The organism is Shimia sp. Alg240-R146 (genome assembly GCF_947331465.1).
GTDB lineage: Bacteria > Pseudomonadota > Alphaproteobacteria > Rhodobacterales > Rhodobacteraceae > Shimia.
Genome location: NZ_CAMZOK010000003.1, coordinates 201,322 through 215,699 on the forward strand (window position 1 = coordinate 201,322; position 14,378 = coordinate 215,699).

Annotated in this window: 16 protein-coding genes; 10 read left to right on the forward strand and 6 right to left on the reverse strand. The window is 56.2% G+C overall.

What is annotated here, in order from left to right; translation table 11 throughout:
* Positions 1–70: 70 nt before the first annotated feature.
* From PG871_RS16590 to rpiA, 5 genes are all read right to left on the reverse strand, one after another.
* Complete coding sequence (locus PG871_RS16590) at positions 71–265, reverse strand: DUF2065 domain-containing protein (protein WP_270731287.1); 195 nt, start codon at positions 263–265, stop codon at positions 71–73.
* Positions 265–1,137: a protease modulator HflC gene (gene hflC / locus PG871_RS16595; RefSeq protein WP_270731289.1), complete on the reverse strand. Its 873-nt coding sequence runs from the start codon at positions 1,135–1,137 to the stop codon at positions 265–267. Before hflC ends, PG871_RS16590 begins: the two co-directional genes overlap by 1 nt.
* A 1-nt stretch (position 1,138) precedes the next feature.
* On the reverse strand, positions 1,139–2,269 hold the full coding sequence (gene hflK / locus PG871_RS16600; RefSeq protein WP_270731291.1) for an FtsH protease activity modulator HflK: 1,131 nt from the start codon (positions 2,267–2,269) through the stop codon (positions 1,139–1,141).
* An 82-nt stretch (positions 2,270–2,351) separates the two neighbouring features.
* Positions 2,352–3,707, reverse strand: a complete 1,356-nt coding sequence (gene gor, locus PG871_RS16605) for a glutathione-disulfide reductase (protein ID WP_270731293.1) — start codon at positions 3,705–3,707, stop codon at positions 2,352–2,354.
* 15 nt (positions 3,708–3,722) lie between these two features.
* Positions 3,723–4,511 (reverse strand): ribose-5-phosphate isomerase RpiA, encoded by a 789-nt coding sequence (gene rpiA, locus PG871_RS16610; RefSeq protein WP_270731295.1) that lies wholly within the window; start codon positions 4,509–4,511, stop codon positions 3,723–3,725.
* Between the two features lie 209 nt (positions 4,512–4,720).
* On the opposite strand from rpiA, the gene PG871_RS16615 reads away from it, so the two are divergent.
* Both PG871_RS16615 and PG871_RS16620 read left to right on the forward strand, forming a co-directional pair.
* The gene (locus PG871_RS16615; RefSeq protein WP_270731297.1) at positions 4,721–5,419 is read left to right on the forward strand and encodes a glutathione S-transferase family protein; all 699 of its coding nucleotides are present in this window, start codon (positions 4,721–4,723) and stop codon (positions 5,417–5,419) included.
* Positions 5,420–6,793: an L-serine ammonia-lyase gene (locus PG871_RS16620; protein ID WP_270731298.1), complete on the forward strand. Its 1,374-nt coding sequence runs from the start codon at positions 5,420–5,422 to the stop codon at positions 6,791–6,793. It abuts the gene before it with no gap.
* 64 nt (positions 6,794–6,857) lie between these two features.
* On the opposite strand, the gene PG871_RS16625 is transcribed toward PG871_RS16620, so the two are convergent.
* Positions 6,858–7,691 (reverse strand): lytic transglycosylase domain-containing protein, encoded by an 834-nt coding sequence (locus PG871_RS16625; RefSeq protein ID WP_270731299.1) that lies wholly within the window; start codon positions 7,689–7,691, stop codon positions 6,858–6,860.
* 343 nt (positions 7,692–8,034) lie between these two features.
* Here PG871_RS16625 and PG871_RS16630 point away from each other — a divergent pair, with 343 nt between their 5' ends.
* From PG871_RS16630 to PG871_RS16665, 8 genes are all read left to right on the forward strand, one after another.
* Entirely contained in the window at positions 8,035–8,226 is a 192-nt protein-coding gene (locus PG871_RS16630; protein WP_270731300.1) for a hypothetical protein, read from the forward strand.
* A gap of 270 nt (positions 8,227–8,496) precedes the next feature.
* On the forward strand, positions 8,497–8,685 hold the full coding sequence (locus tag PG871_RS16635) for a Flp family type IVb pilin (protein ID WP_270731302.1): 189 nt from the start codon (positions 8,497–8,499) through the stop codon (positions 8,683–8,685).
* A gap of 289 nt (positions 8,686–8,974) precedes the next feature.
* The gene (locus tag PG871_RS16640) at positions 8,975–9,166 is read left to right on the forward strand and encodes a hypothetical protein (RefSeq protein WP_270731304.1); all 192 of its coding nucleotides are present in this window, start codon (positions 8,975–8,977) and stop codon (positions 9,164–9,166) included.
* Between the two features lie 154 nt (positions 9,167–9,320).
* Positions 9,321–9,488: a hypothetical protein gene (locus PG871_RS16645; RefSeq protein ID WP_270731305.1), complete on the forward strand. Its 168-nt coding sequence runs from the start codon at positions 9,321–9,323 to the stop codon at positions 9,486–9,488.
* Positions 9,489–9,691: 203 nt separating this feature from the next.
* Positions 9,692–10,546 (forward strand): Flp pilus assembly protein CpaB, encoded by an 855-nt coding sequence (cpaB, locus tag PG871_RS16650; protein ID WP_270731306.1) that lies wholly within the window; start codon positions 9,692–9,694, stop codon positions 10,544–10,546.
* A 225-nt stretch (positions 10,547–10,771) separates the two neighbouring features.
* The gene (locus PG871_RS16655) at positions 10,772–12,169 is read left to right on the forward strand and encodes a type II and III secretion system protein family protein (protein WP_270731308.1); all 1,398 of its coding nucleotides are present in this window, start codon (positions 10,772–10,774) and stop codon (positions 12,167–12,169) included.
* Between the two features lie 12 nt (positions 12,170–12,181).
* Entirely contained in the window at positions 12,182–12,835 is a 654-nt protein-coding gene (locus tag PG871_RS16660; RefSeq protein WP_270731310.1) for an OmpA family protein, read from the forward strand.
* Between the two features lie 287 nt (positions 12,836–13,122).
* The gene (locus PG871_RS16665; protein ID WP_270731312.1) at positions 13,123–14,370 is read left to right on the forward strand and encodes an AAA family ATPase; all 1,248 of its coding nucleotides are present in this window, start codon (positions 13,123–13,125) and stop codon (positions 14,368–14,370) included.
* Positions 14,371–14,378 lie beyond the last annotated feature (8 nt).

Below are 14,378 nucleotides of genomic sequence, written 5' to 3' on the forward strand. Positions count from 1 at the left end.
ATCGCATGTTCACAATTGCGCGTGACCATTCTGTGAATTTGGTAAACTCAACATTCGCAATATGGCTGGCTCAGACGCCCAGAGATTTGGCCACCCAAACAAAGATTATCCCGGCAATCACTGCCAGCAATCCAAGTGTGCGCCTCTGGCCCTCGGGCAGCGACCGAAGCATCGCAAGCAGGTCTTCAACGACAGAAGGGGCCAGTACATAGACCAGCCCCTCCACAATCATTACAAGCCCTATCGCATAAAGCGCGACGGCCATCAGTTCCGACCTTGATCGCTCTTCAGGTAGTCAAAGAAGTCGTTGTCAGGCGACATCACAATGGATGAGTTGCCGGACTTCAAAGCACCACGATAGGCGTTAAGTGACCGATAAAATGCGAAGAACTCAGGATCTGCACCATAGGCAGTCGCAAAGATCGCGTTGCGTGCCGCATCGGCCTCACCTCGGATGATCTCGGACTGACGGTTGGCGTCAGATTCCAGTTCAACAACGGTACGATCCGCTTGCGCACGCACGCGCTGCGCGGCTTCGTCACCACGCGCGATTTCGTCCGCGGCTTCGCGTTCACGCTCAGCGCGCATCCGGTTGAACGTCGCTTCAAGGTTGGCCTGTGGCAAATCGGTGCGCTTCAAACGCACATCGACCACTTCCAGACCCAGCGCACGCGCTTCGGTGATCGCATTGTCACGAATGCGGTTCATCAGCGACACACGATCGGTCGACAGGACCGAATCTGAGCGTACAGAACCAAGCACCTCACGCGTTTGCGAGCGCAGGATGCTGTCCAAACGGCCTTCGGCAGACTGAATGCCACCGGCACCAACCGCTTGACGGAACTGGGTCACGTCAGCAATCCGATACCGTGCAAAGGCGTCCACGATCAAACGGCGATCATCCAGAGGTGTGACCTCAAGTGGTCCCACTTCGCGGCTCAGGATACGGTCGTCATAGCGAACCACTTCCTGAATCACCGGGATTTTAAACGCCAGACCGGGCTCCTCTTTGACCGTGACAACACGACCAAATTGCAGGACCAGTGCCTTTTCACGCTCATCCACGATGAACACGCTCGACAACGCACCGGCGACCAAAATCACCAGAAGGGGCAGTAGATAAGTCGCTCTCCGCATCTTATTTCTCCCCTTTGCGTAGTTCGTTCAGCGGAAGGTAGGGCACCACGCCCTGACCGCCGGCTTGGTCGTCGATGATCACCTTGTCGATGTCACCAAGAACCTGTTCCATGGTTTCCAGATACAGTCGCTTGCGTGTCACTTCCGGTGCTTTCTTGTATTCTTCCAGAACCGCGCTAAAGCGACTGGCTTCACCTTCGGCCTCGTTCACGACACGCGCACGATAAGCTTCGGCTTCTTCGAGGATTTGCGCGGCTTCACCACGCGCGCCCGCCAGTTTGCGGTTTGCATAAGCGTCCGCTTGCTTCTCAAGACGGTCGCGCTCCTGCGATGCAGACTGCACTTCGCGGAAGGCATCTTTAACCTGCTCGGGGGGATCGGCACCGTCAAAGTTAACTCGGACGATGTTCACGCCGGAGTTATAGCTGTCCATCGTCGATTGGATCAGCTCCAACATCCGATCGGTGATCACACCACGGTCACGGTTGAGCACCGGCGCGAGTTCAGATTGCGCCATGATTTCGCGCATCGCCGATTCTGACACCGCACGGATCGTTTCACGCGGATCACGCAGATTGAACAGGAACTGCGCCGGATCGTTGATGTTCCAGACCACCTGGAAATCGATGTCGACGATGTTCTCGTCGCCGGTCAGCATCAGACCGTCGGTGGAACCAGAGCGCGAAGGAATGTCTTCGATCTGTTCGGTTGTAACCGGCACAACTTCCGCGGTGACCACAGGCCAGGGCGCAAAGTTCAGACCGGGACCGCCAGTAGAGGAATATTTCCCCAAAAACAGCTCAACCGATTTTTCTTCGGGTTTGACGGTATAGAAACTTGCCATGCCCCAAAGCACAGCCGCCACGCCGAGGCCCAGAAAAACAGTGCCGCGGTTCAGAGCGGGTCCGCCTTGACCACCACCTTGACCGTTTCCGGTGCCGCCACCATCACCGCCGCGTCCGCCCATAAGCACACGCAACTGGTCTTGACCCTTTTTCATCAGGTCATCGATATCGGGGATTTGCGGACCATCACCTTCGGGCGGGCGTTGCCCGTTCCCGTTGTTGCCGCGATTACCGCCGCCTTGGTTGCCGCCACCCCCACCCCAGGGGCCGCCGTTGTTTCCTGCCATTCGGGATCTTCCCTTTCATCAAACTTTTTGGCGTTCCCCTAAATCTGAGGGTTACACCAGAAAAATCAAGCCATCAGCCATGTCACGCTGTGCGCACCGGCTCCTTCATCGTCACTAGTTCCTCGGACATTGTCGGATGCACCGCCACTGTCCGGTCAAAGTCTTCCTTGGTCGCGCCCATCTTTACGGCGATACCGGCAAGCTGGATCATCTCGCCCGCGCCCGGGGCCACAATATGACAGCCCAACACTTTGCGCGATGCCTGACTTACGATCAGTTTCATCAAAACACGCTCCGCACGTCCGGCAAAGCTCTGCTGCATCGGCTTAAAGCTGGTTGCATAGACTTCAATCGGCTCAAGTTCCCGCGCCTCTTCTTCGCTCAATCCGACGGTGCCCATTTCCGGCTGCGTAAAGATCGCTGTCGGGATCAAGTCGTGATCCACTGGCGTCGGGTTGCCTTTGAAAACGGTCTCGACGAACGCCATGCCTTCGCGGATTGCGACCGGCGTCAGGTTCACCCGATCGGTCACATCACCGATGGCATAGATCGACGGCACAGCTGTCTGGCTGTACTCGTCGACAACAATCTCACCTTTGCGGCCAAGCTCGACGCCCAGCGCCTCAAGCCCCATGTCTACGGTGTTGGGCGCGCGGCCAGTGGCGAACATCACCTGATCAAACAGGCGTTCGTCACCATTGGTGGCTTTGACCCAAATCTTGTCGCCTTCTTTGCGCATCTCAAGAATGTTGGTGCCGCAATGCAGATCCACGCCGCGCTGGCACATTTCCTCAGAAACCAAACCACGCGCTTCGTCATCAAAGCCACGCAGAACCTGCGCCCCGCGATAATACTGTGTGGTCTTCACACCAAGGCCATTCATAATGCCCGCAAATTCACAGGCGATATAGCCACCGCCGATGATCAACATGTCCTTTGGCAGTGTCTCCAGATGGAAAATCTCGTTGGACGAAATTCCGAGTTCAGCACCCGGCATGTCCGGCCACACCGGCCGACCGCCCATCGCCAGCAGGATATGCTTGGCTGTCTTCTTGGTGCCATCAGCAAGCTCGACTGTATGCGCATCCGCCATCTTGGCGCGTTGATCAAACGTCTCTACACCGCTGTTCTTCAGCAGATTGCGATAGATGGCTTCCAAACGGTCCAGTTCCGCGTGCAGCTTGCCTTTGAAGCTGCCCCAGTTGAAATCACCTGACTGAATGTCCCAGCCATAGGCCTGCGCATCTTCGACCATGCCGGCGTATTCGCTGGCAAAAACCATCAGCTTTTTGGGCACGCAGCCACGGATCACACAGGTGCCGCCATAGCGGTCTTCTTCAGCCAAAGCCACTTTGGCGCCACCAGCTGCCGCAACGCGCGCAGCCCGTACACCGCCGGACCCACCGCCGATGACAAAAAGATCGTAATCAAACGACATATTGTTCGTATTCCCTTAGTCCACCAGATCGGTGAACAGATTATCTGTTTCAGCGAAGTCCAGCATCGCCTCCTCAATGGTGCCAGCGTTGATGTCGCGCACTTCGACGCGCCCATCGCCATAACCAACAACCACAGCGTCACAGATATCGATAAACAGCCCGTTTTCAACCACACCCGGCATCTGATTGAGCACCATAGCAAGCTGACGCGCATCACCGATCCGGTTCAAATGCAGGTCCAGAATGTGGTTGCCTTCGTCCGTCACAAACGGAGCGGCACCATTCATCCGCAACGTGGTTGAGCGCCCCAAAACATCCATGCTGACAAGGGTTTCCTCTATCAGCGCCTGTGAGGTCTGCCATCCGAAAGGCACCACCTCGACAGGCAGAGGAAAACTGCCCAATGTTTCGACTTCTTTGCCGATGTCTGCGATCACCACCATTTGATCAGACGCGGTCGCAACGATCTTTTCTTGCAACAACGCTCCACCGCCACCTTTGATCAGGTTCAGGTCCGCATCAAATTCGTCCGCGCCGTCAATGGTCACATCCAACCACTTGGCTTCATCAAGGCTCACCACCTCAATGCCCACCTCACGCGCCAACCGCGCGGTTCGCGTCGACGTCGGCACACCCTTGATGCGCAGACCCTGATCGCGGACCATCTCTCCCAGACAGCGCACCAGCCATGCGGCGGTGGACCCGGTACCAAGACCGACACGCATCCCGTCCTCGACATAGTCCGTGGCCTGTTTCGCGGCCACGAATTTTGCCTTGTCGATGGGCGACAGTTCTCCGGTCATTGCGGCGACTCCTCGTTGCTTTTGAACGGTTATAAGAAAGAAGCCGCCTTGGGGCGAGAGCAGATTGCCAAAACTTGTGCATTTCACGCATCAACGGCGTGTAAGCGCCGGTTTACGCGCGGTCTTGCAACCACCGTCAGAGCGTGTTTCCAATCGGAAACGTCGCAATCTGACGTCTGTGTATCATCCTGATCCATCATAGTGGCCCCATGACGAAACCGCTGCGCCTTCACTACGCCCCGGACAACGCGTCCCTGATCGTGCGCCTCGCGCTCGAGGAACTGGGCGTGCCGTTTGAAACCGTGCTTGTTGATCGTCGCGCAGCTGCGCACCGCTCGCCCTTCTACCGCGCCATCAATCCGGCCGGGAAAATTCCCGCTCTGGAAACACCCGATGGGCCGGTTTTTGAAACCGCCGCGATCCTTTTGTGGCTGACGGACACCTATAACGGTTTGGCACCAGCACCCAAAGCGCCCGAGCGCACCGCTTTTGTCAGCTGGCTATTTTTTCTGTCCAATACCATGCACGCCAATCTGCGCATGACCTTCTATCCCGGCCAATACATCGCCAAAGCACATCACACCGCACTGGTTGCGGGCGCCCGCGAAAATCTGAACGCGGCGCTTGCCCTACTGGATGAACTCGCAGGCGCGGGACACCCGTGGATCAATGACACCACGCCTGGCGCCCTCGACTTGTATATATGTGCGATGCTCCGCTGGATGGCGCTCTACCCCAAAGGCGACACCGCTTGGTTCACCCTTTCGGACTGGCCCAACCTCGCCATGCTTGCGGCAAAACTCGACGCACGTCCATCCACCGCGGCCCTGTGCAAAGCCGAAGGAATGGCCGCCAACCCATTCAGCACGCCAAAACCACCAACCCCGCCCGAAGGATCCGCTCTCTAAATGTTTCTCTCAGTCTTTGATATGTTCAAGGTGGGCGTTGGCCCTTCTTCGTCCCATACGATGGGCCCTATGGTGGCGGCCGCCAGATTCCTTGATGTGCTGCGCGCCGCTCCGTTTGAATTTCACGGCCTGCGCGCGTCACTGCATGGCTCACTGGCGTTCACAGGGATCGGCCACGCCACGGATCGCGCCACGATACTGGGGCTCGCGGGCTTTCTGCCGGATACCTATGACCACGCCAAAGCCGAAACCACGCTGGCCGCCATCCGCGAAAACGGTCACGTGCAGCCAGAAGGCCTACCCCGCCTGCAATTTAACCCCCGCGAGGACCTCAAGTTTGACTTCGGCCCCAACCTTGCGGGCCATGCCAACGGCATGATTCTCATGGCGACCGACGCGCAAGGCGACGTCCTGATGCAAGAGACCTATTACTCCATTGGCGGCGGCTTTGTGATGACCGAAGCCGAATTGGCAGCAGGAAAAGACACCGATGAAGGGGCGCCGGTGCCCTACCCGTTCAAATCCGCCTCCGAAATGCTTGAGATGGCGCAAACCTCGGGCAAGTCCATTGCCGAGATGAAACAAGCCAACGAAATCGCCAGAGGTGGCGCTGACGGTTTGGCCCGCGGCTGTGCACGGATTTGGCAGGTGATGAACGAGTGTATTGATCGCGGATTGACCTCTGACGGCATCTTGCCCGGTGGGTTGAACGTCAAACGCCGCGCCAAGTCGATCCACGACGCGCTTCAGGCGGAGCGCGGCATGAACCTTAACGCGCCGCATACCATCAACGATTGGATGAGTGCCTATGCCATGGCCGTCAACGAAGAGAACGCCGCCGGTGGTCAGGTGGTCACGGCCCCAACCAACGGCGCCGCGGGCGTCCTGCCCGCAGTGATCCGCTATTGGCTCGACCATGTGCCGGGTGCCACCACGACGCGGATCGACGAATTTTTGCTAACATCTGCCGCCATCGGCGGCTTGGTCAAATTCAATGCGTCTATCTCAGGGGCCGAAGCAGGATGTCAGGCTGAGGTTGGTTCCGCTGCTGCTATGGCCGCAGCAGGTCTCTGTGCCGTCATGGGAGGCACCCCGGAGCAGATTGAAAACGCCGCCGAGATCGCGCTGGAACACCACCTTGGTATGACCTGCGATCCTGTCAAAGGCTTGGTGCAAGTGCCCTGCATTGAGCGCAACGGTCTTGGCGCGATCAAGGCCGTCTCTGCCGCCTCGCTTGCCTTACGTGGCGACGGCACCCATTTGGTGCCGCTGGATTCGGTGATCGAAACCATGCGCCAAACCGGCGCCGACATGAATGAGAAATACAAAGAGACGTCGCTTGGCGGCTTAGCTGTGAACGTGCCGAATTGCTGATCCAGCAAAGCTTCTTTCTGGCCCAAAGTACCCTCAGCGCCCCAGACGTCTAAAACGACCGGCATCAGGGGCGCGCAAATACGCAGCCATCCGTGATCAGCTGTGGCGGGGTCACACACAAGGCTGTTGCCACCTGAAAAGCCGCCAGCACCTTAGGCACATAATCTCGCGTCTCCGCATAGGGTGGAACGCCATCATGGGCGGGTATTGCATTCTCACCGGCATTGTAGGCTGCAAGGACCAGCACCGGATCGCGCTCAAATTCATCCATCAAGAAATCCAGAAACCGCACGCCGCCCGTGATGTTATCTTTGGCCTCCATGGCATCCGTCACCCCAAACCTGTCGGCGGTCGCCGGCATCAGTTGCATCAATCCTTGTGCGCCTGCACCGCTCACCGCATCAGTTTGTCCGCCGGATTCCACCGAAATCACCGCCACAGCCAACGCCGGTGACACGTCCGTGCCGATCGTGGCGATCAAAATGTCTGTTCCATACGTGTCGATCACTTGCCGCAACGCTTCCAGACGCGGCGTTCGCACGCCTTGACCGCTTGGGGCATTGCTTAGCGCAACCAAGGCCGGCTCAAGTCGCCCAGGACCCGTCTCGCTCAGAGCTGGCGATACTCTGGACCAGAACCAAGGGTACGACCCAAGTGCTGACGCGGCCTCGGCCACCGTCCCGTCACTGTCGTCCGTTTGGGTCACATCAACCGCAGCGGCAGCCTGCGGTTCAATTTGAACGGTGATGCGTTTGGTTTGACCGGCCTTTGGCGGTTTGACCCTCTTGGCGTTGAAATCAGGAAACGGCTTGGGAGCCTCAGCATGCAAAGCCCTCTCACCTCTCAGCAACGCGCACAGAAAAACAAAACACACCAAACCCGCGCGCAATACTGCCATACCCTTACCTCTACCTGCCTGCTTGCGCCAACTATCGCAAAATATCCGCGCCCGGACCAGTTTTTGGACCGCGATCTTTTCAAAAACACCCCAGATTGCACGCCTCCCAGATCAATACACGTAAGAAAATGCGGAAAATTGAATTATTTTTTCTTTTATTTTCAATTTATTAACTCAAAAATGCAGCAAAACTTCCTATGATCCAAAATCGAACCAGTTGCGCCTAAATCCCGCCCCAATCCATCGACATATTGCTCTCATACCAAGTCGGGCTGGCATGAGAGAGACGCCACTAAGGTTCGATAAGGTCGATTAACAAATTGATCCTTTGGAGGGACACGACATGACTAAATTTATCAAAAACTTCCGCAAAGACGAAGCTGGCGCAGTAACTGTTGACTGGGTTGTTCTGACCGCAGCCGTAGTTGGCCTGGCCGTTGCAGCTTACTCCGCAATCGAAACCAACACCAACGCTCTGGCCGGTGCCGCAGCTGGTGCGATTGCTGCCGAAGACGACCTGACTTCTACTCCATAAGTCACACGTCAAAGCTATCAGATTTAAGGCCGCTCTTTTGGGAGCGGCCTTTTTCGTTGTGGCAGAGCCCGCATTGCCGTGAACCTGTCCGCCACTCAGTTCAGTTGCATAGATTTTCAAGAAAATTCGATTCGAAGTGCCGCCTTAATCCGGTCACAAAGCCCAATTGTCGCCCCATTCTTGAGTGAAAAAATGCGTAGACCGAGAGTCGATGTGACTTCTTGGATTTAACCGCAAGGGCTTTTGGCTCTTGAATCTAAAGGACGCAAAATGAAACTTTTTAAACTCTTCCGCAAAGACGAAGCTGGCGCAGTAACCGTTGACTGGGTTGTTCTGACCGCAGCCGTCGTTGGCCTGGCCATTGCCGCGTACTCGGCAATCGAATCCAACACGCAAAACCTTGCAGACGCAGCAGCTGGTGCAATCGCTGCCGAAGACGACCTGACTTCCACTCCGTAAGTCAAAACCCCAAGGGAACGCATTGCCCAACATTAGTGTGCGTTCCCTTCAGGGCGACCGACGCCGCCGCCATGCGCGGGCTTCCCTCACGGGTCACATCGAGACTTGATCGGAAGTCGGCGCGACATGCAATTGCGTTGAAAAAGAACTGAAAAAGCTCTGAACACGCCCAAATCCTGCCCTATTCCATGGACATATTGCCTTCATACCAAGTCGGACTGGCGAGAGAGAGACGCCACTAAGGTTCGACAGGGTGAAGTAATTAATTGATCCTTTGGAGGGACACGACATGACTAAATTTTTTAAAAACTTCCGCAAAGACGAAGCTGGCGCAGTAACTGTTGACTGGGTTGTTCTGACCGCAGCCGTAGTTGGCCTGGCCGTTGCAGCTTACTCCGCAATCGAAACCAACACCAACGCTCTGGCCGGTGCCGCAGCTGGTGCGATTGCTGCCGAAGACGACCTGACATCTACTCCGTAATATCGGACGTATGGCAAAATCAAAAAGGGCCGGCCGCCACAGTGTCGGCCCTTTTTGGGTTCATCAACCGACGTTCCGGCGATGTAATCGCACGATGTGCGACCAATTTCATAGCCGGGAGTCAAGCTAGTAGGTGTCTCCAGTGAAATCCTTTTTGTCTAGATTTAAGCGCAACGAATCCGGTGCTGTCACCGTTGATTGGGTTGTTTTGACCGCTGCCTTGGTAGGCTTGGCAATCGGTGTCACCACAATGATCACGACCAGCACAACCGATCTTTCGGACTCCACGGCGACCGCAATCGGCAACCGCGCGACCCCTTGATCGGCCCGACGGGCTCGTATCGGCCTGCGCATTCTGTGCCTGCGGGCCTCAGGGTCGTTGGTTGCCGCCCAAACGGGGAAAACTGTCACCAATGTTGTGCGTTTACTCCCTATTGTTGCCACATTGGCGGTCCACAGTGCGTTTGAATCACCCCGCGTGCCGACCACAATGGTCACAGCACATTTAAAAAGAGGTCACATATCATGCGCGCTATCTTCGCAGTTATTCTCTTGGTCGGCCTAGGCATTGCCGGGGCCGCTGTTTACATGGCTCAAAGCTACATCAAAGGCATCGAGGCCGCGCAATCCAATGTGCAGGCTCCGAGCATCGAATTGGTCGAAGGTTATGTGACCAAACGCGCGATGGCATATGGCGAGCCCCTGACCAAACAAGATCTTCGCCGCGTCAAATGGCCGAAAAACGCAATGCCGGAAGGTATGTTCACATCCGTTGACGCTATTTTCCCGCCCAACACTGATCGCGACCGCGTCATGTTGCGCAGCATGGAAAAAGGTGAACTTTTGATCGCCGTCAAAGTGACAGAACCCGGCCAGCATGCGGGCATCACGTCTCGCCTGCAAACCGGACAACGTGCGTTTACCATCAAAGTTGACGCAACCTCTGGCGTTTCCGGCTTTCTGCGGCCTGGTGATCGTGTCGACGTCCTTTGGACCGGCTCCCCTGGTGGAAAACGTGGCCGTGGCGAAATAACCAAGCTGATCGACGCAAACGTTCAGATCGTGGCAATTGACCAGTCCACCAACCAAGAAGAAGAAGCCGGTCGCGTGGCTCGCACTGTAACTGTTGCGGGCACATTGCGTCAGGTTGCCGGCTTGGAATTGGCCCAGCAAACAGGACGCTTGTCGCTGACCCTCGTCGGCGCAACTGACGACACAGTATCCGCCTCGGTTGAAATCGACCAGAAAGAGCTGCTTGGCATCATTCAGGAAGAAGAAGTCGTGCAGGAAGTTGCAGAGGTGGAGCAGGAACGTGTCTGCACCATCACCAACAACAAGGGTACAGAGAAAATCAAAATTGTGATCCCCTGCACAAACTGACCTTTATCGGCCCGGTAGGCACCCTCGATTGTCCATCCGGTTCGAACAAACCACTGACCAAAGGCGCCTTCGGGCGCCTTTTCTATGTATTTATGTGACATGCTTCCCACATTCAAAGGTGGCCGGAAGCCTTTGATTCTTGCAATATTTCCAGAACTGGCGCACAGTACGTCCAAGAGTGGACAAAAGATCCACATACCGAGGCGTGATCGAGAGGCAGGTCACATGACATATTTACGTTTTCTAAAGGCGGCCCTTTTGGGTTTTGCCGTTGGGGTTGTGCCGTTGGTGTCAGCTCCTGTTCAAGCAGACACATTGCGCGTGGTCCGCAGTGGCACGTCGTCAACGCTGGGGGTTCCGATGAACCGCGCAGTGGTGGTCGAAAGCGATGTGCCCTTTGCGGAACTTTCCATCGCGAACCCGGCCATCGCCGATATTTCGTCATTGTCGGAACGCACGATCTACGTGCTTGGCAAATCCCCGGGCCGCACAACGCTTACGTTGCTAGATGGCACTGGTAAGCTGATCACCAACGTCGAAGTCAGCGTCGCACCGGACATTTCCGAATTTAAAGAACGCCTGCAGCAGATTCTGCCAGGCGAAAAAATCGAAGTGCGTACGGCAAACGACGGCGTCGTCTTGTCTGGCATCGTGTCGTCGATACACAAGCAGCAACGCGCGCTGGATCTGGCAGAACGTTATGCCCCGGAACGCGTGTCCAACCTGTTGGTTGTCGGCGGTATCCAGCAAGTGATGCTCAAAGTGCGTTTCGCAGAAATGCAGCGCAGCGTGGCCAAATCATTGGGCGCCGGTTTCGATTTAACTGACGGCAACAGTGGCATCTCGACAGGTGGGTTTTTGCGTACCCCCAATGAAGATGGCAGTATACCTCTGGCAGCCGAGTCAACCGGTGGCGCAATTTTCCGCTTCACCTCTGGCTCCTTCTCAATCGGGATCCTGCTTGAAGCGCTCGAATCCAAAGGCGTTGTCCGCACTCTGGCGGAACCAAACCTGACGGCGTTGTCCGGTCAGGAAGCCAAATTCCTCGCTGGCGGCGAATATCCAATCCCCGTGGCCCAAGACAGTGGTGAAATCTCCATTGAATTCAAACCTTTTGGTGTTGAAATGAATTTCATCCCACGGGTTGTGGATGGCGATTTGATCAACCTTGAGCTTCAGGCTGCGGTGTCCTCCCCTGACTCTGCCAACAGCTTTATCAGCAGTGGTCTCGAAGTTGTCGGCTTCAAGCGTCGTGAGACTTCGACAACCGTGGAACTGCGCGATGGTGAAAGCTTCGCCATTGCTGGCCTGTTGCAGGATGACTTTTCCGACGGCAACTCTCAGGTGCCTTGGCTCGGCGATGTGCCGGTCTTGGGTACGCTGTTTCGCAGCGCCAACTTCCAGCGGTCTCAATCTGAACTGGTGATCATTGTCACAGCCCACCTTGTGACGCCAACATCCGGCGAGGCGCTGGCCCTGCCCACTGACCGCGTGAAACCACCAACCGAACAGGAGCTCTTCTTGTTTGGCCATGTCACCGGTGGTGAGAAAAAGCAAAAAGGCGCCGTAGGCGAAGTCGCGAAACAAGACTTCTCGGGTTCCTACGGCTATGTGATGGACTAAGGGAGCAAAGCGATGATCAAGAAAATTGCAGCCCTCGCCCTGTTGTTTGTCACCGCATGTTCGGACGGCGACGGGTCTTATGCCCCCTCTTTCTTCCGTGAAGCTGGCTCGGTGATCGACACCGACAGCTTTGGCGAAGCGGTCAACAACAACATCGGCATTCACAACGGCGAACGCAGCTATGTGCTCTCGCTGGCCACCCGCTTCTCTGAAGAGGTCGACAGCACGATCAACTTCGAGTTCGACAGCGCCAAGATTGACGGCCAAGCCCGCGCGCTCTTGAACGAACAAGCCAACTGGATCCGCCAATTCCCAGAAGTACGCTTCCGGGTTTACGGGCACACAGACGCAGTTGGCAGTGCCGGGTACAACAAGTCGCTCGGCCTGCGCCGCGCACGTGCCGCAGTGAACTATCTGGTCTCGCAAGGCGTGGAACGCAGCCGACTCGAAGCTGTGGTCTCCCTTGGAAAAACCCAGCCTTTGATCGTGACTCAGGGCCGTGAACGCAAAAATCGCCGCACTGTGACAGAGGTCACCGGCTTTGTGTCTCGCCATCCCACGGTTCTGGACGGCAAATACGCGCAAATCATTTATCGCGACTATGTTGGCAGCGCAGTGCCAGCCACAGGCCTCTCCGGCCTCACATCGGACGGCGACGAAGGATAAATCGAACAAATTCAAATACTTGAAGGCCGGTCGCATCACGACCGGCCTTTTTTTCGTTTGGAAACGGTCTGCGAAATTCCACCCTATCGTCGCATAATTCCGCACAATTTCGGCTTTTTGGCCCCAATGTTGCCCAACTTGCAGGTGATTTTCTCAACAACGGGAAAAGTATGCGCACCAGAGTCGCGGGTACCAATTCCAAAAGCACGGTGGGGGACCAATCAGCCTTTTGCGCTGGGTGTCCTACAAAAAATACGCGGAAACCGCGAATAAGGAACTAGAGGCTGATGTCGAGTAACGAGCCGATTCAGACAGAACCAAGTCCAATCCTGGCATGTACCATTTGCCGGGACGTTCAGAACTTTGAACTTCTGATCGTGGACATGGAAGAAGCTCTTGGTGAGCAATGGGGCGACCTCGGGTTCGAGGACGCTATTCCTTTCATGGCGCAACCTGACGCGCATCATCTTGAATTCATTGCCCTCGCCATTGATGACATGGATGAGGATCACCTCGACGTTCTGACGGAAATCATCACCGAAGCCCGCAACAGAAACATCCGCATCCTGCTGATCGCAGAGGATGTGACGCCGGCCTCGCTGCACCATTTGCTGCGTCACGGCGCGGATGAGTTTATCCCCTACCCTATCCCACCCGGCGAACTTCAGGCCGCAATCGACAAGATCCGCTCGGCCCCTGTCGAACCCGAAGTGGAGCAACCCCAAGCGACGGTCAAACTGGCAACCACCGGCGAATCGCGTGAAGGCGTCGTGATCGCCGTGCATGGTCTGGCTGGCGGAACGGGTGCGACCACGCTTGCCGTGAACTTGGCTTGGGAACTTGCCAATATCGACAAAAAGAAAGCGCCCTCTGTTTGCGTCCTCGACCTTGATCTGCAGTTTGGCACTGTTTCCACCTATCTGGATCTCCCTCGCATCGAGGCCGTCTTTGAACTGATCACCGACACCGACAGCATGGACAGCGACAGCTTTGGACAAGCCTTGCAGACCTATGAGGACAAACTGCATGTTCTAACGGCACCATCCGATGTGATCCCGCTCGATTTGATCGGGCCCGAAGACATTGATCGCATTATCGACATGGCGCGTCGCCACTATGATTACGTGATTGTCGACATGCCCAGCACGCTTGTGCATTGGTCCGAAGTGGTCTTGCAAGCAGCCCACGTCTATTTCGCCACGATGGAGATCGACATGCGGTCGGCGCAGAACGCCATGCGTATCAAACGCGCCTTCCAGGCCGAGGATCTGCCGTTTGAAAAGCTGCGCTATGTCATGAACCGCGCACCAAAGTTCACCGATCTTGCCGGCAAAAGCCGCGTGAAGCGTTTGGCCGAAAGCCTCGGAATTTCAATCGATATCAATCTTCCGGATGGGTCACGTCAAATCATGCAGGCGGCTGACCACGGCCAACCGCTGGCAGTCGGCGCCGCCAAAAATCCACTCCGCAAGGAAATCGCCAAACTCGCCAAAAGCCTGCACGAGTTGGACCAATCCGACGATCAGGCAGCGTGAACGGGAGC

What these genes read in the sequence shown, in the direction of transcription:
- PG871_RS16590 (WP_270731287.1), bottom strand. Translation starts at nt 265, where the DNA reads ATGGCCGTCGCGCTTTATGCGATAGGGCTTGTAATGATTGTGGAGGGG.
- hflC (WP_270731289.1), bottom strand. Translation starts at nt 1,137, where the DNA reads ATGCGGAGAGCGACTTATCTACTGCCCCTTCTGGTGATTTTGGTCGCC.
- hflK (WP_270731291.1), bottom strand. Translation starts at nt 2,269, where the DNA reads ATGGCAGGAAACAACGGCGGCCCCTGGGGTGGGGGTGGCGGCAACCAA.
- gor (WP_270731293.1), bottom strand. Translation starts at nt 3,707, where the DNA reads ATGTCGTTTGATTACGATCTTTTTGTCATCGGCGGTGGGTCCGGCGGT.
- rpiA (WP_270731295.1), bottom strand. Translation starts at nt 4,511, where the DNA reads ATGACCGGAGAACTGTCGCCCATCGACAAGGCAAAATTCGTGGCCGCG.
- PG871_RS16615 (WP_270731297.1), top strand. Translation starts at nt 4,721, where the DNA reads ATGACGAAACCGCTGCGCCTTCACTACGCCCCGGACAACGCGTCCCTG.
- PG871_RS16620 (WP_270731298.1), top strand. Translation starts at nt 5,420, where the DNA reads ATGTTTCTCTCAGTCTTTGATATGTTCAAGGTGGGCGTTGGCCCTTCT.
- PG871_RS16625 (WP_270731299.1), bottom strand. Translation starts at nt 7,691, where the DNA reads ATGGCAGTATTGCGCGCGGGTTTGGTGTGTTTTGTTTTTCTGTGCGCG.
- PG871_RS16630 (WP_270731300.1), top strand. Translation starts at nt 8,035, where the DNA reads ATGACTAAATTTATCAAAAACTTCCGCAAAGACGAAGCTGGCGCAGTA.
- PG871_RS16635 (WP_270731302.1), top strand. Translation starts at nt 8,497, where the DNA reads ATGAAACTTTTTAAACTCTTCCGCAAAGACGAAGCTGGCGCAGTAACC.
- PG871_RS16640 (WP_270731304.1), top strand. Translation starts at nt 8,975, where the DNA reads ATGACTAAATTTTTTAAAAACTTCCGCAAAGACGAAGCTGGCGCAGTA.
- cpaB (WP_270731306.1), top strand. Translation starts at nt 9,692, where the DNA reads ATGCGCGCTATCTTCGCAGTTATTCTCTTGGTCGGCCTAGGCATTGCC.
- PG871_RS16655 (WP_270731308.1), top strand. Translation starts at nt 10,772, where the DNA reads ATGACATATTTACGTTTTCTAAAGGCGGCCCTTTTGGGTTTTGCCGTT.
- PG871_RS16660 (WP_270731310.1), top strand. Translation starts at nt 12,182, where the DNA reads ATGATCAAGAAAATTGCAGCCCTCGCCCTGTTGTTTGTCACCGCATGT.
- PG871_RS16665 (WP_270731312.1), top strand. Translation starts at nt 13,123, where the DNA reads ATGTCGAGTAACGAGCCGATTCAGACAGAACCAAGTCCAATCCTGGCA.